The organism is Sphaerisporangium corydalis (genome assembly GCF_025506355.1).
In the GTDB taxonomy this organism is placed as follows: domain Bacteria; phylum Actinomycetota; class Actinomycetes; order Streptosporangiales; family Streptosporangiaceae; genus Sphaerisporangium; species Sphaerisporangium corydalis.
The window spans coordinates 45,699-62,958 of the sequence record NZ_JANZYP010000049.1 but is presented as its reverse complement, the minus strand read 5'-3'; the positions used below and the strand labels follow the sequence as shown (position 1 = coordinate 62,958).

Here is a 17,260-nt window from a genome sequence, read left to right as displayed (position 1 = left end):
ACGAGGTGACCGCGCGGGCGGGGGCACTCCCCGCCCGCGCGGACCGGCCACCGCGGCAGCGTCAGTCCATGGGACGGAAGACGGGGACGGCCTCGTTGTCCTCGTAGCGGGCGAAGTCCACGCGGACGCGCAGCCCGGCGAGGTCGTCCGGCAGGCCGGGGCCGGTCACCTGGGTCCACCACCACGGGCCCTCGTCCAGCTCCACCACGGCCGCGACGACGGTGGGGAACACCCCCCTGCCGTGCACGACCGACCAGGTGACCACCCGGCCGAGGCCGGAGGCGGGCACCCATTCGAGGTCGGTGCCGCCCTCGGGGCACTGCTCGGCCTGCGGCGACAGGAACGTCCCGCAGTCCGGGCACCGCCGCAGCAGGAACTCGCCCCGCGCGGTGCCGTCGAAGAACGCGGCGGTCGCCTCGTCCCGCTGGACCGGGCCGACGGTCATCGGGCCGCCCCTCCGATCATCGAGGCGGTCATCGGACTCGTCCCTCCGAAGGCCGGGGTGGTCATCGGGCTCGTCCCTGCGAGGATCGGAATGGTCATCGGGACGTCCCTCCGAGGATCAGGGTCGAGTGGTGGTCGAGCACGCCGCCGTTGCCGGAGACCAGGACCAGCTCGTGCCGGTCCACCTGCCGCTCCCCCGCCTCGCCGCGCGCCTGGATCACCGCCTCCGACAGCGGGGTCATCCCCCACATGTAGTACGAGGAGAGCTGCCCGCCCCCGGTGTTGACCTTGAGCTTGCCCTCCGGGCCGAGGAGCCCGCTGGAGACCAGCGCGCCGCCCTCGCCCTTCCCGCAGAGGCCGTAGTCCTCCAGGGTGATCATCACGGTGTAGGTGTAGCAGTCGTACAGCTCGAACACGTCGATGTCGTCGAGCGAGACCCCGGCCATGGCCAGCGCGGCCGGCCCCGACCGCGCCGCGCCGCTCGCCAGCCCGAAGTCCTCGTCCCTGCGCAGGAAGCGCCCGGGGTGGGCCTGCCCCCAGCCGAGGACGTGGACGGGCGGCCGGGCGAGCGAGGCGGCCCGGCCGGCCGAGGTGACGATCACCGCGATGCCGCCGTTGGACACCAGGCAGCAGTCGAGCAGGTGGAAGGGTTCGGCGACCCACCGGGAGGACTGGTGGTCCTCCAGGCTGATCGGCGTGCGCATCTGCGCGAGCGGGTTCATCGCCGCCCACGCCCGCTGGGCCACCGCGACGTGCCCGAGCTGCTCGCTGGTGGTGCCGTACGTCATCATGTGGCGCCGCGCCGCCATGGCGTACATCGTGGTCGCGCCGCCGGCCCCGCCGGCCCCGAGCAGGCCGACCCATCCCTTGGCGGGCGCCCCGCCGTAGGCGGCGCCGGTGCTCCTGCCCTCGCGCAGGGGGGCGTCGGCGAAGACGCAGGCGACCACGTCGGCCATCCCCGCACGCACGGCCATGGCGGCGTACTGGACCATCGCGCCCGCGGTGGAGCCGAAGGAGTTCATCTCCGAGAGCAGGCGCAGGTCGCGCAGGTCGAGGGCGCGTTGCAGGGACAGTCCCGGGCCCCGGGTGACGCCGGAGGAGACGAGCAGGCCGTCGATGTCGGACAGGCCGAGCCCGGCGTCGGCGGCGGCGCGGCGGACGGCCTCGGCGGCGAACCAGGTGGTGCCCCGGCCGTAGACCTTGCCGAGGTCGGTCATGCCGAGGCCGGCGATCACCGGCCGCAGGTGCGCGGGTCCGGCGCTGGCGGGTTCCATGGTCCTCCTGGTGCCTCACGTGCCGCCGTGCGGACGTGTCCTTGGACATTTCCGGCATAGCTCACAGGGAAACCGGTTGCGGGCCTCCGGTTGCCCGGCGCGGACCCGGAAAGGCGTGCGCCGCCGTCAGGGACCGGGATGGGCCTCCAGCGTCCCGGCGGCGAGCAGGCGGTCCACCTCGGCGTCGGTCATGCCGAGCACCCGGCGGCAGATCTCCCTGGTGTGCTGGCCGGGCATCGGCGCCGGGGCGGACCCGGGGTCGGCGAGGCCCAGCGACAGGGCCGGGGCGTTCTCGGCGAGCAGCCCGCCCGGGATCTGCGGCTGGTCGAACGGCCGGAAGAGCCCGCGCGCCACGAGCTGCGGGTCCTCGGGGAGCTCGTGGACGCGCCGCATGGCCCCGGCCGGCACGCCCGCGTCCTGCAGGAGGGTCATGACCTCGCCGGACGTCCTGGCCGAGGTCCAGCCGGCCACGGCCGCGTCGACGGCGTCGCGGCGGGCGACCCGGCCCGGGGCGTGGGCGAGGTCGCCGGTGCGCAGGTCCTGGCGTCCGATCACGTCCAGCAGCCGCGACCAGTCCCGGTCGTCGCGGACCGTGACCGCGCACCATTCGTCGTCCCCCGCGCACGCGTACACCCCCCGGGGCGCGTCGCCCGGCCCGCTGTTGCCCACGGGGGCCAGCGTGCCGGGGGCCAGGGACTCGTGCAGGAACAGGTCCGACATCTGGGTGAGGATGGTCTCCGCCTGCGAGACGCTGACCGCGCGCCCCCTGCCGGTCCGCCGCCGGTCCAGGAGCGCGGCCAGCACGGCGACGGCGGCGACCCGCGCGGCCGAGTGGTCGGGGTAGATGGTGATCGCGTCGCTGAAGCCGTCCTCGGCCTCGGGGTAGCGCCAGAGCGCGGTCAGCGCCGTGGACGCCCGCACGAGCGGGCCGTACCCCATCCGGCGGCTCCACGGGCCGGTGGCGCCGAGCGCGCTGCTGTCGGCGACCACGACACGCGGGTTGACCTTCGCCAGCTCCTCGTACCCGAGGCCCAGCGACTCCATCGTGCCCGGCTTGAAGTTCGACAGCACGACGTCGGACTCGGCGACCAGGCGCTTGAAGATCTCGACGCCGTCGGGGCTGCGCAGGTCCACGCCGAACCCGAGCTTGTTGCGGTGGCCCCAGGCGAACGACGCCGTCATGTCCTGGCCGGGCGGCGCCTGGCGGCTGCCGTCGGGGAAGGCCGCGTTCTCCACCTTGATCACCTCGGCGCCCTGGTCGGCGAAGAGCCGGCCGAGCTCGGCGCCGAGCACGATCACCCCGAGGTCCAGCACCCGCAGCCCGAGCAACGGCCGCCTCCGCTCCCCGGCCGCCCCGGTGAAACCGCCGGACGCGACGAGCGGACCCGACGTGCCGGACGCGACGGGCGGACCGGACGCGGGGGCCTCATCCGGTTCCCCGGACGGGCCGGGCCGATCGGGCGCGACGGGATCCGCCGGGCGGGACCAGGCGGCCAGCACCTCGGCGGTGTGCTCGCCGGCCTCCGGGGCGCGGTGGCGGAACCCCGCGCGCACCCCGTCCAGCTCGGCGTAACCGCTGGGGATCCGCCCCACCAGACCGGGCGCCACCTCGGCGTCGGTGAACGCCCCGCGCGCGGCGAAGTGCACGGACGACAGGACCTCGGCGGGCGTCAGCACGGCGGCCACCGGCACGCCGAGCCGCTGCCCCTCCTCGATGAGCTCCGCCCTGGTGCGGGTGGCGAACAGCGCGGTGACCAGCGGGTGCAGCCGGGGCGCCGCGGCGTACCGTACGCCCAGCGACTCCAACTCGGGGGCCGCGAACTCCGCGGGCTCGCCCAGCCAGGCCCGCAGCCCGCGCCACTGACGGGGGCTGAGCACGCACAGGCGCACGTGGCCGTCCGCGCACGGGAAGATCGGGTACAGGTGGCGGGCGTCGGGCCGCCCGCGCGGCAGGTCCGACGGGCGCCGCCCGCCGCGCGCGCTGCCGCCGATGCCGAAGCCGGGGTCGAGCACCTGGACGGTCGCCTCGAAGATCGAGACGTCGACGTGGTCGCCCCGCCCGGTGTCGAGCCGGTTCCCGTAGGCGAGCAGCGCGGCCCAGGCCGCCTGCATGGCGGCGGACTCGGTGGCCGGCGAGCCGGGCGGCATCAGGGGGCCGAGGCCGGGGATCCCCGACCGGGACAGCACGCCCCCGAGCGCCAGGTGGACCCATTCGGTGCCCTGCCAGTCGCGGTAGGGCCCGGTGCGGCCGAAGTCGGTGATGGACACCACGACCAGCGCGGGGTGGCGGGCCAGCAGGGCGGCGGGGTCGAGGTCAGCCGAGCCGGTCTCGACGAGGATGTCGGCCGCGCCGAGCAGGCCGGGCAGCGCGTCGAGGGTCACCCCGCGCTTGCCGGCGTTGCGCGCCGCGAAGTACAGGCTCCGTCCCTGGTGCAGCGGCTCGCGGCGGCGGGACGCGGCGCCGCCTGGCGGCTCGGCGAGGACCACGTCGGCGCCGAGGTCGGCCAGGTAGCGCCCGCACATCTCGCCCCTGCCGTCGGACAGGTCCAGGACGCGCACGCCCGCCAGGGGCGGGGCGGGCCGGACGCGGGAAAAGGTGCCCATGCGATGGTCCCCCTGCTTCTCCGGTGAGGTTCCTCCCGCTCTTCACCTTCACACCGCGAGCCCGCTGTGGCCATGCCCGGATCGGGTCCGGCGCGCGTCCCCCGCCCCGCGGCCCACCCCGGGGCCGGTGGGCGCGGGACGCGCCGAGGGGGGCCGGGGGTCAGTCGCCCAGGGCGGTGAGGTCGGCGAGCAGGGAGGTCCGGGTCCGCTCCACGGTGGCGGCGAGGGTCCGGGTGTCCTCGCTGGTGCCGGACCGCTGCTCGCCCTGGGCGACCAGGACCGACTGCTTGAGGTGCTCGCGGAGGTGGCCGGTGAGCAGGGTCTCGAACGCGGCCCCCGAGGCGCGGCCCATGACGGTCAGCTCGTCGGGCGTCACCATGCCGGGCATGTTGTGCCCCTGGTGGGGATTGGTCTCAGGGACGCCGGACCGCAGCAGGAGCTGGCGGAGCTTGACCAGCTCGGCGCGGTGGCCGGTGCCGATCCGCGCGGCCAGCCGCCGCACGTCGGGGTCGGTGGTGCGCGCGGGGACGACGGCGAGCATGCGCAGGAGCTGCTCGTCCATCGGGATCATCAGCTCGACCCAGGCGACGTCGGTGGGGCCGAAGTCTCCCGCCGCCGTGAAGGCGGCGGGAGAAGGGCTCGCGGCCGTGCCGCCCGGTGCCGCTGGGGGGTTCGGCACCGGTGCGGTGGCGGCGCACCCGGTGGTGGCGAGGGACGCGGCGAGCGCCACCGCGGCCGCGGCCCTTCGCGCGAAGGAGGTGATCCCTCTCGCGGTGGGCGCGTACGCGGCGGCTGCTCTCATGCCTGGTCCTCTCGCTGGTGGTGCCCCGGGGGCGAGGCGGCGGATCGGCGTTCCGCGCTCCTCGCCCCCGGGAGTCTGACAGGGCGTCCGGCTCCTTAGGGGTGGCCGTCGGCTCCGCACTTGATGACGGGACGGATGCAGTCGTTCACACGGCGCGCCATCTCGGCCTCAGGCCAGGCGTTGAAGAAGTCGCCGTGCATCGTGAAGCCCTTACCCGAGGCCAGCCGGAAGTTCGCCGGGTTGCCGCTCACCGGGTACCGCAGGACCTGGCGGAGCTTGGGCACCGGGACCGGGTGCGTCGACGGGCAGGTGCCGTTGACCGGGTAGGCCATGTGGCTCTTGTGGTCGGCCGAGTCCAGGTCACGGCCGTTCCAGCACTGCGGGAAGTCCAGGTAGGACTCCAGCATGGTGCCGGACGGGCAGGTGACGAAGTCCTTGCCGGGGTTCACCTCGCCCGCGTGCAGGCACGACCAGCGGGAGATGGTGGTGGCGTCCGGCGCGGTGGCCTTGGCGTTGCCGGCCACGATCCGCAGGCCGAAGGGGATCGGCTGCGTCCGCGCGAGGGTCGCGGCGTCGACGCCCTCGCCCAGGTAGTAGAACGTGGTGATGACCGGTTCCACCGGGACGTCGTTGTTGTAGAAGGTCGGCACCCAGTAGGCCGACTTGTCGATGGCGGGGTTGCAGTTGCTGTTGGCGTTGGTCAGGCTGCCCACGGTGCTGCTGGCGTTGGTCGTGGTGCTGCCGAAGAAGCTGTGCATGTGGGACGCGCCGGGCAGGCCCGGGTAGATGATCGGGTCGTCGGGCAGGCGGTGGCTGAACGGGCAGTCCGCGAGGAACTCGGCGACGTGCACGATGGGACCGGAGGGGGGTGCCGGCGGCGCGGCGCCACCGGTGCCGAACACCTGGAACTCGAAGAGCGAGACGCCCCACTGGGTGGCGCGCTTGGTGCTCTGCAGCCGCACGTAGCGGCCGGTGCCGGAGACGGCGTGGGTCTGGTTGCCGCCGGTGGAGCCGGTCACCGTCTTGATCGTCGTCCAGGCGCTGCCGTTGGCGGAGGTCTGGAGCGTGAAGTCGGTGGCGTAGGCGTTCTCCCACTTCAGCACGATCTGGCTGATCGTGGCGGAGGCGCCGAGGTCGACCTGCAGCCACTGCGGGTCGGCGAAGGCGCTGCCCCAGCGGGTGCCGTCGTTGCCGTCGACGGCCGAGGAGGCGGGGGTCCCGGCGTTCTCGTTCGAGGACGAGGTGGCGGTGTGGCCCTGGGACAGCAGGGAGTCGGCGCTGGCGGGGGACGCGGCGGTCACGATGGACCCGCCGAGCAACGCCACCAGGGCGCCGATCATCATGGCCACGCGTGGGCGTAGTCGCCGGACACGGGGTGGGGGGATGGCCCGATCCATTGGGGGGTCTCCTTCGGTGGAGGGCCCGGTACGGCCGGGGAGTGGCCGTACCGGGCCCGTGCGGCTACTGGTAGACGCGGACGTAGTCCACGAGCAAGCGCTTCGGGAATCCGGTGGACGCGTCCGGCGGACCGGGCCAGTCACCGCCGACGGCGAGGTTCAGGATCAGGTAGAAGGGGTGGTCGTAGACCCATGGGCCGCGCGTGGCCTCGACCTGCGCCTTGTCCAGGGTGAAGACGGTGCGGCCGTCCAGGGTGTAGACGATGCCCTTGCTGTCCCAGGTCATGGCCCAGATGTGGAAGTCGTCGGAGAAGTCCGCGCCACTGGTCAGCGTGTAGGGCGAGCCGATGCCGCCGCCGCCGTTGTAGGCCGGCGCGTGGATCGTGGAGTAGGCCGTCTTGACGTCCTTGCCGAGGATCTCCATGATGTCGACCTCGCCGTTGTACGGCCACGGCCGCCCGGTGAGGAAGTCGGCGCCCATCATCCAGAACGCCGGCCACAGGCCGTTGCCCTTGGGCACCTTGATCCGGGCCTCGACGCGCCCGTAGGTGAAGCTGAACTTGGTGCCGGTGTTGATCCGGCCCGAGGTGTACTGGCACGGCCCGCCCGGGCAGGCCGAGCCCGCCGTGGTCTCCTTGCGTGCCTCGATCACCAGGTTGCCGCCGCCGTCGGTGGAGGCGTTGTTGTTGGGGGTGTAGTACTGCAGCTCGGCGTTCTGGCCGGTGCCGGAGTCGGCGACCCACTTGGACGCGTCGGGCTTGACGCCGGCGCCGGTGTTGAACTCGTCGCTCCAGACCAGCTGCGGGGGGTTGCGGGGGTCGGCGGGCAGGGCCGGCGGGGTGATGGGGGCGCCGCCGGTGCCCCAGACCTGGAACTCCCACAGCGAGTACCCGTAGATCGAGGATCGCTGGGTGCCGTACATGCGCACATAGCGGCCGGTGCCATTGACCGTGAGGGTCTGCTTGAACCCGGTGCCGGTGGTGGTGGAGTAGATCGGCGTCCAGTTCGCCGCGTCGGGCGAGGTCTGGATCTGGAAGGACTTCGCGTACGCCGGGTCCCACTGCAGGATCACCTTGTGGATCTGCGCGGTCGCTCCCAGGTCCACGTAGATCCAGCCCGGATCCACCCATCCGTTCGTCGAACTCGTCGCCCACCGGCTGGCGGGGTCGCGGTCGAACGCCCTGGCCGGGGTGCACTGGAAGCAGTTGCCGTCGTTCTGGGAGGTGGAGGCCACCCCGGGCTTGTTGTACGACAGGAGCTTGTCGGCACCCGGGTCGGTCGGCGGGTCCGTCGGCGGGTCGGTCGGCGGCGTGCCGCCCACGGTGCCGTAGACCTGGAACTCCCACAGCGAGTAGCCGTACTGGGTGGACCGCTGCGTGCCGTACACGCGCACGTAGCGGCCGGACCCGGTGACGGCGAGGGTCTGGTTGCCCCCGGTGCCCGTCGTGGTGGTGTAGATCGGGGTCCAGGCGCTGGCGTCGGACGAGGTCTGGATCTGGAAGGCCCGGCCGTAGGCCGCCTCCCAGTTCAGCACGACCTGGCTGATGGTGGCGGTGGCGCCCAGGTCGACCTGGATCCACTGGGGGTCACTGAAGCCGCTGGACCAGCGGGTGCCGGCGTTGCCGTCGACGGCCGCCGAGGCGGGGAAGGCGGCGTTCTCCGACGACGAGGCCGTCGCCGGCTTGCCCTGGGACAACAGGGCGTCGGCCGCCATCGCGGGCACGACCGTCAGACACGAAGTGATAAGGGCGACCACCACGGCGACGTACAACGCCAGGCGGTTGCGAGGAGGGCATGGGGACGGCAGCATCGCGTCTCCTGAGGATGGGGGGTGCGCACAATCTGCGGGCTCCGGGGAGCGCTCTCTCAACGAGAGAGTGCTCTCGCTCGACAAGACCTGTCAAGGCCCTAATTAACCGGACGGAAACGCAATGCACACGATGCGGCAACCGGGGGTGCGGTCGAGGGAGCGGTCCCTGAAGATCCGAATGTCCCGAAACCATGCCACCTGAGCTGTGACTTCCTGAAAATCCTCCAGGGAGCGGTTTCTCGGCCGCGTCTAGATCAATCGGCCAGAGCGGCGGCTAAAAGATCTTCGGATCTCCGCGGCGCGCGAGCGGCGGCGTGGCGCCCGTAACCGGGGAGCGTGTTCTTCAAGATTTTCTCGGCCGCACGCGTCACGGGCGCGTGGCCGGCGGGCCGCGATCGGTCTCCCGCGGCGGCCCAGGTGGCTCAGGCGGGCGTGGGGCCGAGTGGCCGGGCGCGTGGGCCACGGCCGCGGCGGCCCTGGGCCGTGGAGGAGAACGGCGCGCCCGGAGGTGGCGGGGCGCGCTTCCTCCTGGTCTGTCATGCCCGGGGATCGGGGATCCACACCGGGGCGGGCGCGCGCGGCACGTCCCGCGGGCGGGCGGCGGATTCCCGGGAAAAGCGCGAAAATCCAGGCGTCACCGGCCCGAATGCGAGCGATTCCCGGCACCGGAAGGCCCGCAGAGGGTTTTGCTATCGGACGACCGGCCCGATGAACCGTGAATTCCCGATATAGGTACGCGTATCGGTCAAAGCACCCATTTCACCCGTAATAGGAAGGGGTCACGAGTCGTCTTCGGCGGAAGGGCCGGGGTCGAGGGGGTGGCAGGAGGTGAGCTCCCAGTGGCTGATGGCCGGATCGGTCAGCGCCGCGGTCACCGTGGCCTGGATCTGGTCGCTCGTCGTGTCGTCAGCGGTGTCGACCCGGATGACGATGTCTTTACTGGCCCGCATGAGGTCTTTATGCCATTTTTCGGGCAAAAGTGCCAATATGCGAATGCCGTCGATCGGCGAATTGGCCGACCGCTGAGACGTGTCGGCACGGTGCATCGTCAGCTCGACCAGCATCGTCACGTCCTCATTCAGTCCCAGGTGATGCCCAGGGTCCTCGTGGCGCAGCCGCCCTTACCGATGGTACCGGAGTCGGCGGGGAAGACGATCGCGATGGGCGGATCGGTGCGGACGGCCGAGTTCATCATTTCTCTTTCCCATTTCGCAAAGGCCGGATTTCTCACCGCGCAAAGGACGTCGCGGGATTCACGGCCGCTTACCAGGCGGATCGGCGGAGGCGGGGCTCAGGCGAACAGGCCCTCGGCCCATCGCTGCCAGCCCTGCTCGACGTCCATCAGATCGACCTCGTCGGAGAACAGGTGGTGGGCCACCACCACCGTGTCGCCTGCCCCCTCGGTGAACCGGTACAGCCCCTCGCCGGTGCGCACCCCGAGAAAGCCGGGCGCCACGTAGTCGGCGACCCCCTCGATCGGGCCCATCCCCTCCGGGGTCAGCCGGACCCGGTCCCCCTGCACGACCTCGCCGGTGACGCCCAGGCCCGTCAGGACCGTCGGCCACACTCCGCCGGGACCGGCGGAACCGGGCCGCGCCCCGGACACGACCAGCGCGAACCGGCCGGGGAAGTGCGTCAGATACTGGTCCAACGTGTGCAGGTACATGTCCCAGCCTCGGTGCAACGCGTCCATCCCGGCCTCCCAGCCTCATTCGGCGCCTCGCGCCGCTCGCTCTCCGGGGTCTCGGATCCGGCCGCCGGACCGGTCACCTCGACCATGGCTCAACGGTCTCACCGAACAATTTATTTGTCAAGACTACTAAAGTCTTCGGAGGGAGGGCATGCGTGAGCGCCGCCCGGCCGGTGGGGCGCGGCGGGGCGGGCTCGCGGGTGACCAGGGACGATCGAGCCGCGGCCGGGCGGGGCTGCGGGTGATCAGGACGGCCGCGGGGCGGCGGATCGTCAGGGCGGCTAGGCGGACTCGCGGATGATCAGTTCGGTGGGCAGCACCACGGGGTCGGCGGGCCCGCCCTCCAGCAGGCGGAGCAGCAGCCGCACCATGGCCGCCGCCTGCTCGCGGAAGGGCTGGCGGATCGTCGTCAGCGGCGGGTCGGAGTAGCGGGCCGCCTCGATGTCGTCGAACCCCACCACCGCCACGTCCTCGGGCACCCGCCGGCCCGCCTGCCGCAGGGCCTGCAAAGCCCCGATGGCCATCAGGTCGTTGGCGACGAAGACGGCGTCGAGCCCGGGGTCGTCCTCCAGGAGCTGGCGCATGGCGATCGCCCCTGACTCGCGGGTGAAGTCGCCGATGGCGACGATCGAGCGCCGGTCGGAGCCCTGCAGGACCGAGCGGTACCCGGCCAGCCGGTCCTGGCCGCCGATCATGTCGGGCGGCCCGGCGATGGTGGCGATCCGCCGCCGCCCCCGGTCGAGCAGGTGGCGCACGGCGTCCTCGGCGCCGCCGACGTTGTCGTTGTCGACGTAGGGCAGGTTGATGTTGACGGCGGGGCGGCCGTAGGAGACGACGGGCACGCGCATGCGCGTGATCGCGGCGGGCAGCGGGTCGGCGCCGTGCATCGAGATCAGCATGACGCCGTCGACGTGCCCGCCGGTCAGGTAGCGCTCCACGCGGGCGTGGCTCGTCGGGGTGCCGGCGAGCATCAGTATGACCTGCTTGTCGGCGGCCTCCAGCTCCGCGCTGGCGGAGCGGATGACCGTCGAGAACATCGGGTCGTCGGAGAAGACGCGGGTCGGCGGTTCCGAGACGACCAGGGCGATCGAGTCGGTCCGCTGGGTGACCAGGCTCCGCGCCGCGAGGTTCGGCACGTAGCCCATCTCGTCGACCGCGCGCATGACGGCGTCGCGGATCTCCGGGGTGACGGTCGTCCCCCCGTTGACGACCCGGGAGACCGTGGCGCGGGAGACTCCCGCCCGCGCCGCCACGGCCTCGAGAGTCGGTCGTCTCATACCACTGTCCTCCACGATGATGGATTATGCCGACTCTCTGATGACGAGCCGGTGGGGCATGATGACCGGGTGGCCGGGCTCGCCCTCGAACAGGCCGAGCAGCAGCCTGGCCGTGGCCGCGGCCTGGTCCTCCATGGGGCTGTGGACGGTGGTCAGCGGCGGGGCGGTGTAGAGGGCGGCCTCGATGTCGTCGAAGCCCACCACCGCCACGTCCTCGGGCACCCTGCGGCCCGCCTCGCGCAGGGCGCGCAGGGCTCCGACGGCCATCAGGTCGTTCGCCGCGAACACCGCGTCCAGCGCCGGGTCGTCGTCCAGGAGCTGGCGCATGCACTCGGCGCCGGAGATCCGGGTGAAGTCCCCGATCGCCACGATCGACCGGCGGCCGGTGTCCCGCAGGGTCTCGCGGTAGCCCGCGAGCCGGTCCTGCGAGGCCACCATGTCCAGCGGCCCGGTGATCGTGGCGATCCGGCGCCGCCCCCGGGCCAGCAGGTGGCGCACCGCCACGCGGGCGCCGCCCACGTTGTCGTTGTCCACGTACGGCACCCCGGCGGCGACCCGGCCCAGCGACACCATCGGCACGCCCATGCGGGCCAGCGACGCGGGCAGCGGGTCGGCGCCGTGCATCGAGACGAGCATGACCCCGGCCACGTGCCCGGCCGCGACGAACTGCTCCACCCGGAGCTGGCTCTCCGGCGAGCCGGCGAGCATGAGGGTGACCTGCTTGCCCGCCGCCTCCAGCTCCCGGCTGACCGTGCGGACCACGGCGGAGAACATCGGGTCGTCGGAGACCAGCCCCTTGGGCGGGTCCGAGACGATCACGGCCACCGCGCTGGTGCGCTGGGTCGCGAGACTGCGGGCCGCGCCGTTGGGCACGTATCCGAGCTCCCGCACGGCCTGGATCACCAGGTCGCGGATCTCCGGGGTGACCGTGGTCTCCCCGTTGACCACCCGGGAGACGCTCGACTTCGACACCCCGGCCCGGGCGGCGACCGCCTCCAGGGTGGGCCGTTTCATGCCAGCCCATTCTCCTTGATGACTCCGGCGTACCACTTGCCGCTGTCCTTGAGCAGCCGCCGCTGGCTGGCGAAGTCGACGTGGACGATGCCGAACCTGCGGTGGTACCCCTCGGCCCACTCGAAGTTGTCCAGGAACGACCACACGAGGTAGCCGCGCAGGTCGGCGCCCCCCTCGATGGCGGCGTGCACCGCGCGCAGGTGGGAGTCCAGGTAGGCGGTGCGGTCGGTGTCGTGGACGTGCTCGCCCGTCTCCTCCCTGGTCACGACGTCGTCGAAGGCGGCGCCGTTCTCGGTGACCATCAGGCCGACCTCGGGGTAGTCGTTGGACAGCCGCAGCAGCAGGCGGGACAGCCCGGTGGGGACGATCGGCCACTCCATGACGGTCTTCGGCACGTCGATGCCGGCGAACCGGATGTTCTCGGTCCCGGGCCAGGCGGGGACGGCCGCCTCCCCCGGGCTCGCCTCGACGACGCACGGGTTGTAGTAGTTGATCCCGATGACGTCGGTCGGCTGGTGGATCTCCCGCAGGTCGTCGTCGTGGATGTGCCCGAGGCCCGCGTGCCGCTCGACGATCTCCAGCACCTCGGCGGGGTAGGTCCCGCGCAGCACCGGGTCGAGGATCTGCCGGTTGAGCAGGCAGTCGACGCGGTTCACCGCCTCGGCGTCGGCCTCGGAGGGCTCGGCGGCCGGGTCGTGCGCCTGGGCCGGGGTGAGCACCGGTGAGGAGTTGATGACCAGCATGATCTCCTCGGCGCCCGCCTCGCGCAGGACCTGGGTCGCCAGGCCGTGCCCGAGCACGAAGTGGTGCGAGGCGATCAGCGCGGACGCGGGGTCCTGGCGGCCCGGGGCGTGCACGCCGGAGCCGTACCCGAGGAAGGCCTGGACCCAGGGCTCGTTCAGCGTGGTCCAGTGCCGCACCCGGTCGCCCAGGCGGGCGTGCACGGCCCCCGCGTACTCGGCCAGCCGGTAGGCGGTGTCCCTGGCGGTCCACCCGCCGCGGTCCTCCAGCGTCTGGGGCAGGTCCCAGTGGTACAGGGTGACGTACGGCGTGATGCCGGCGCCGGCGAGCTCGTCCACGAGGCGGTCGTAGAAGTCGAGGCCCCGGGGGTTGATCGGCCCGGTGCCGTCCGGCTGCACGCGCGGCCAGGAGACCGAGAAGCGGTAGGCGCCGAGGCCCAGCTCCGTCATCAGCCGGACGTCGTCGGCGTAACGGTAGTAGTGGTCGCAGGCCACGTCGCCGGTGTGCCCGGACGCGACCTTGCCGGGCGTGCGGGAGAAGGTGTCCCAGACCGAGGGGCCACGGCCGTCGTCCCTGGCCGCCCCCTCGATCTGGTAGGACGCCGTCGCGGCGCCCCAGATGAAGCCTTCGGGGAAGACCGCACGTCCCTCCGTCAGATATGAAGGCAGGGTCCCCCGAGTGGTGACGGTCATGGTCATCCCTTCACAGCTCCTTGCATGATTCCTCCGATGACCTGCTTGCCGAGCAGGGCGAACACGATGACCAGCGGCAGCGTACCCAGTGCGGTGCCGGCCAGGCTGAGCGCGTAGTCGCTGACGTAACCCGCCGCCAGTGTGGACAGCGCGACCTGCACGGTCGGGTTCTCCGGTGTCAGCACGACCAGCGGCCAGAAGTAGTCGTTCCAGGCCGCCATGAAGGTCAGCATGCCGAGAACGGCCGCCGCGGGGCGCGCGACCGGGAGGACCACGTGCCAGAACAGGCCCCAGGTGGTGCACCCGTCGACCCGGCCGGCCTCCAGCAGTTCGGTCGGCAGCGCCCGCGACAGGTACTGCGTCATGAAGAACACGCCGAAGGCGTTGGTGAGCGCCGGGACGACCAGGGCGTACAGCGAGCCGGTCCACTCCAGCTTCACCATCAGCAGGTACAGCGGGATGATGCCGAGCTGGGTCGGCACCATCATGGTCGCCACGGTGACCACCAGCAGGATCTTGCCGCCGCGGAAGCGCAGCTTGGCGAAGGCGAACCCGGCCAGCGTCGAGAAGAACATCACCGAGATCGCGATCGCCCCGGACACCAGCACGGAGTTCAGCAGGGCGAGGGCGAACGGGACGGTGTCGAAGACGCGGGCGATGTTGGCGAACAGGTTGCCGCCCGGGATGAGCGGAGGCGGCACGTCGGCCAGCGCGGAGTTGTCGCGGGAGGCGACCACCACGCTGTAGTAGAGCGGGAGCGCCGAGAAGAACGCCACCGCCATCAGGGTGAGGTAGGTGAGCGTGCGCGCCGTGCTCGTGCCACCGCGGGGGGTCATGACAGCCCTCCTCGCGAGCGGCGGGTGAGCAGGTAGTTGATGCCCGCGATCACGACGATGAAGATGAACATCATCCAGGAGACCGCCGACGCGTAGCCGAAGTCCAGCTTGGTGAAGTACTCGTAGATGAACAGGGAGAGCGTCTGGTACTGCCGGTCGGGGCCGCCGGTGATGCTGTAGATGCCGAACAGCAGCGGCTCGGCCAGGACCTGCATCGCGCCGATCGTGGAGGTGATCACGACGAAGATGATCGTGGGCCGGATCATCGGGATGGTGATCTTCCGGAGCTGGGTCATGCCGCTCGCCCCGTCGATGGTGGCGGCCTCGTACAGCTCACGCGGGACGGCCTGCATCGCGGCCAGGAAGATCAGCGCGTTGTAGCCCGTCCACCGCCACATGATCATGACCGAGATCGCGATGTGGGAGGTGGCGGTCCCGGCGTTCCAGTCGATCGGGGAGACGCCGAACCAGGAGAGCATCCAGTTGATCATGCCGTAGTCGCGGCCGAAGAGCTGGCTGAAGATGACGACGACCGCGACCACGCTGGTCACGTTCGGCAGCAGCAGCGTGACGCGGAACAGCGTCTGGGCCTTCAGCGGCCGGTTCAGCAGGTGCGCCAGCCAGATGGCCAGCAGGAGCTGCGGCACGGTCGACAGCACGCCGATGGACAGCGTGTTGAAGGTGGCGTTCCAGAAGTAGTCGTCCGACAGCAGCGCGACGAAGTTGTCGAGGCCGACGAACTTGTGCACGTCGGACAGCAGGGTCCAGTCATGCAGGCTGACCCAGGCCGTGTAGGCCAGCGGGAACAGGCCGAAGGCGCAGAAGAGCAGGAAGAACGGGGCGACGTAGGCGTAGGGCGAGGCCTTGACGTCGAGCCGGTGCACCAGCAGGCGCCGGTGCACCCCAGGGCTGGGACGCACCGGCGGATGTGGCGGGATCACCGCCAGGTCGCCTGGGGCACGGGTGGCCATGACAGCTCCTTTCGGCAAGCCATCGGGTCGGGCGGGCGGGCCGCCGGGATCCGGCCCGCCCCCGCCGCGTGTCGCGGAGGGGCGGGCCGCCCGGTCGGGCCCGCCGGCCGGCGGATCCGGCAGGGTGCGTGGCCGGCCCGGGGTACGGGCCGGCCACCCCACAGGGGCTACTTGATCCTTTCGAGGTCCTTGAGCGCCTGCGCCCAGGACTCGTCCGGCGTCTGCTTGCCCTGCTCGATGCGCTGGAGGGCGTTGCCGAAGGTCGTCAGGACGTCGCCCGCCTTGGGTCCGACGTGCTGCGGCTTGAGCGCCTTGGCGGCGTCGGTGAAGATCTTGCCGGTCGGCGCGTCACTGAAGAACGGGTTGGTGAACCCAGTGATGGTCGGGTCGTCGTAGAGCGCCGGGATGGAGGGAAGCGCGCCCGCGTCGGTGAACAGCTTGAGCTGGGTGTCCTTGTTGGTCAGCAGGTCGATGAGCTCGGCCGCCTCCTTGGGGTGCTTGCCCTGCTTGGGGGCCATCAGGTGGGTGCCACCCTGGTTGCCGCCGCCACCGCCGGGAACCGCGGCCACGTCCCACTTGCCCGAGGTGGTGGGCGCGGCGTCCTTGATGCTGCCGGTCTTCCAGGACGGGCAGATGATCGTGGCGAAGGAGCCCTTGGTCAGGCCGGTGTTCCACGGCGGGCTGAACGCGGCCAGCTTGGCGGACTCGTCGGCCTGGATCATCTGGGCCGACAGGTCGAAGGCCTTCTTCACGTCGGGGTTGGTGCCCGCGACGAGGGTGTTCTGGTCGTCGTAGAACCCGACGGGGGCCTGGTCGACGATGGCCCGGAAGTTCTCACCGGGGCCGTCGAACCACTTGGCGCCCTTCACGCCGGCGGCGATGAACTTCTTGCCCGCCTCCAGGTAGGCCTCCCAGGTCGGCCAGAGCTGGGACACCTCCGCGCGGTCGGTGGGCAGGCCCGCCTTCTTGAACAGGTCGGTGCGGTAGCACATCGCGAGCCCGCCCACGTCGGTGCCGAGACCGAGAAGCTTGCTGCCGTCGGCCGACAGGCCCTGCTTCCACTTCCAGTCGAGGTAGTCCGCCTGGCGCTTGCCCAGGCCGTAGTCGTTGAGGTTGTAGAACTTGTCGGGCAGCGGGGTGAAGGTGGCGATGTACCCCGCCTCGACGGCCTCGACGTCGGCAGCCCCCGCCCCGGTGGCGAGCTGCGTGGTGAGGTTCTTGTGGTGGTCGTTGAACTGCGCCCGGCGCTCGACGATCTCGACGTTCGGGTGCGTCTTCTTGAATTCCTCGTACAACGGCGCGAAGTGGAAGTCGCTGAACAGCGCGACGGTCAGCTTGATCTTCTCGGCCGGCTGGGTGGCGCCTGACGAGGCACCGGTACCCGTGCTGCCGCCGCTGCCGCAGGCGGTGACGCCAACGGCCAGTACGACGGCGAGCAACGGGGTGACCATCCCGGGGCGAAGCTTGCTCATAGACCCTCCCTGGGGGGCTATTAACGATCATGGAGGGAGCGCTCCCTGAGAAGGGTCATTCCGTTTCCTCCCTCGTGTCAACGGGTTCGCGGGTAACGATCGTCGTGACCTGACCGCCGGATCCGGTCCCCCTCGGGGGAGCGCTCTCCGATTTCCCTCGGCGTTCGCACAGCTCAGCGGGGGGAACAGCGCGTTCCGAGAACGCTTTGAGAGCGCTCTCAGCACCGCATCAATGG

General features: G+C 71.6%; 14 protein-coding genes. All 14 read right to left on the bottom strand.

Translation table 11 applies throughout. The features are described 5' to 3' along the window. Nucleotides 1–61: 61 nt before the first annotated feature. The 14 genes from NYZ98_RS28505 to NYZ98_RS28440 all read right to left on the bottom strand — a co-directional run bounded on the left by NYZ98_RS28505 (nucleotide 62) and on the right by NYZ98_RS28440 (nucleotide 17,024). Nucleotides 62–445, bottom strand: coding sequence for a Zn-ribbon domain-containing OB-fold protein (locus NYZ98_RS28505; protein ID WP_262846645.1), 384 nt, complete (start codon nucleotides 443–445; stop codon nucleotides 62–64). 94 nt (nucleotides 446–539) lie between these two features. Further along, nucleotides 540–1,718, bottom strand: coding sequence for a thiolase family protein (locus tag NYZ98_RS28500; protein WP_262846644.1), 1,179 nt, complete (start codon nucleotides 1,716–1,718; stop codon nucleotides 540–542). 126 nt (nucleotides 1,719–1,844) lie between these two features. Beyond that, on the bottom strand, nucleotides 1,845–4,322 hold the full coding sequence (locus NYZ98_RS28495) for a CaiB/BaiF CoA transferase family protein (protein ID WP_262846643.1): 2,478 nt from the start codon (nucleotides 4,320–4,322) through the stop codon (nucleotides 1,845–1,847). Between the two features lie 160 nt (nucleotides 4,323–4,482). Beyond that, entirely contained in the window at nucleotides 4,483–5,124 is a 642-nt protein-coding gene (locus NYZ98_RS28490; RefSeq protein ID WP_262846642.1) for a DUF305 domain-containing protein, read from the bottom strand. A 95-nt stretch (nucleotides 5,125–5,219) separates the two neighbouring features. Next, a complete protein-coding gene (locus NYZ98_RS28485; protein WP_262846641.1) occupies nucleotides 5,220–6,521 on the bottom strand; it encodes a DUF1996 domain-containing protein in 1,302 nt (433 codons plus the stop codon). Nucleotides 6,522–6,585: 64 nt separating this feature from the next. Beyond that, a complete protein-coding gene (locus NYZ98_RS28480; protein ID WP_262846640.1) occupies nucleotides 6,586–8,331 on the bottom strand; it encodes a discoidin domain-containing protein in 1,746 nt (581 codons plus the stop codon). Nucleotides 8,332–9,110: 779 nt separating this feature from the next. After that, a complete protein-coding gene (locus tag NYZ98_RS28475; RefSeq protein WP_262846639.1) occupies nucleotides 9,111–9,395 on the bottom strand; it encodes a hypothetical protein in 285 nt (94 codons plus the stop codon). A gap of 227 nt (nucleotides 9,396–9,622) precedes the next feature. Further along, nucleotides 9,623–10,024 carry a hypothetical protein gene (locus NYZ98_RS28470; RefSeq protein ID WP_262846638.1) on the bottom strand — a complete coding sequence of 134 codons (402 nt, stop codon included), beginning with the start codon at nucleotides 10,022–10,024 and terminating at the stop codon, nucleotides 9,623–9,625. A 278-nt stretch (nucleotides 10,025–10,302) separates the two neighbouring features. Then, nucleotides 10,303–11,298 (bottom strand): LacI family DNA-binding transcriptional regulator, encoded by a 996-nt coding sequence (locus NYZ98_RS28465; protein ID WP_262846637.1) that lies wholly within the window; start codon nucleotides 11,296–11,298, stop codon nucleotides 10,303–10,305. Nucleotides 11,299–11,322: 24 nt separating this feature from the next. After that, nucleotides 11,323–12,312, bottom strand: a complete 990-nt coding sequence (locus tag NYZ98_RS28460; protein ID WP_262846636.1) for a LacI family DNA-binding transcriptional regulator — start codon at nucleotides 12,310–12,312, stop codon at nucleotides 11,323–11,325. Further along, the gene (locus tag NYZ98_RS28455; protein WP_262846635.1) at nucleotides 12,309–13,745 is read right to left on the bottom strand and encodes a GH1 family beta-glucosidase; all 1,437 of its coding nucleotides are present in this window, start codon (nucleotides 13,743–13,745) and stop codon (nucleotides 12,309–12,311) included. Before NYZ98_RS28455 ends, NYZ98_RS28460 begins: the two co-directional genes overlap by 4 nt. Before the next feature lie 2 nt (nucleotides 13,746–13,747). After that, a complete protein-coding gene (locus NYZ98_RS28450; RefSeq protein ID WP_262846634.1) occupies nucleotides 13,748–14,581 on the bottom strand; it encodes a carbohydrate ABC transporter permease in 834 nt (277 codons plus the stop codon). After that, nucleotides 14,578–15,552, bottom strand: coding sequence for a carbohydrate ABC transporter permease (locus tag NYZ98_RS28445; RefSeq protein WP_262846633.1), 975 nt, complete (start codon nucleotides 15,550–15,552; stop codon nucleotides 14,578–14,580). The genes NYZ98_RS28450 and NYZ98_RS28445 overlap by 4 nt, the downstream gene beginning before the upstream one ends. Nucleotides 15,553–15,719: 167 nt before the next feature. After that, a complete protein-coding gene (locus NYZ98_RS28440) occupies nucleotides 15,720–17,024 on the bottom strand; it encodes an ABC transporter substrate-binding protein (protein ID WP_262846632.1) in 1,305 nt (434 codons plus the stop codon). Nucleotides 17,025–17,260: the final 236 nt, after the last annotated feature.

Bases quoted from the DNA above. Each gene is read 5' to 3' on its own strand.
- NYZ98_RS28445 (WP_262846633.1), bottom strand. From the start codon at position 15,552: ATGGCCACCCGTGCCCCAGGCGACCTGGCGGTGATCCCGCCACATCCG.
- NYZ98_RS28490 (WP_262846642.1), bottom strand. From the start codon at position 5,124: ATGAGAGCAGCCGCCGCGTACGCGCCCACCGCGAGAGGGATCACCTCC.
- NYZ98_RS28470 (WP_262846638.1), bottom strand. From the start codon at position 10,024: ATGGACGCGTTGCACCGAGGCTGGGACATGTACCTGCACACGTTGGAC.
- NYZ98_RS28450 (WP_262846634.1), bottom strand. From the start codon at position 14,581: ATGACCCCCCGCGGTGGCACGAGCACGGCGCGCACGCTCACCTACCTC.
- NYZ98_RS28475 (WP_262846639.1), bottom strand. From the start codon at position 9,395: ATGCTGGTCGAGCTGACGATGCACCGTGCCGACACGTCTCAGCGGTCG.
- NYZ98_RS28495 (WP_262846643.1), bottom strand. From the start codon at position 4,322: ATGGGCACCTTTTCCCGCGTCCGGCCCGCCCCGCCCCTGGCGGGCGTG.
- NYZ98_RS28455 (WP_262846635.1), bottom strand. From the start codon at position 13,745: ATGACCGTCACCACTCGGGGGACCCTGCCTTCATATCTGACGGAGGGA.
- NYZ98_RS28480 (WP_262846640.1), bottom strand. From the start codon at position 8,331: ATGCTGCCGTCCCCATGCCCTCCTCGCAACCGCCTGGCGTTGTACGTC.
- NYZ98_RS28500 (WP_262846644.1), bottom strand. From the start codon at position 1,718: ATGGAACCCGCCAGCGCCGGACCCGCGCACCTGCGGCCGGTGATCGCC.
- NYZ98_RS28485 (WP_262846641.1), bottom strand. From the start codon at position 6,521: ATGGATCGGGCCATCCCCCCACCCCGTGTCCGGCGACTACGCCCACGC.
- NYZ98_RS28505 (WP_262846645.1), bottom strand. From the start codon at position 445: ATGACCGTCGGCCCGGTCCAGCGGGACGAGGCGACCGCCGCGTTCTTC.
- NYZ98_RS28465 (WP_262846637.1), bottom strand. From the start codon at position 11,298: ATGAGACGACCGACTCTCGAGGCCGTGGCGGCGCGGGCGGGAGTCTCC.
- NYZ98_RS28460 (WP_262846636.1), bottom strand. From the start codon at position 12,312: ATGAAACGGCCCACCCTGGAGGCGGTCGCCGCCCGGGCCGGGGTGTCG.
- NYZ98_RS28440 (WP_262846632.1), bottom strand. From the start codon at position 17,024: ATGAGCAAGCTTCGCCCCGGGATGGTCACCCCGTTGCTCGCCGTCGTA.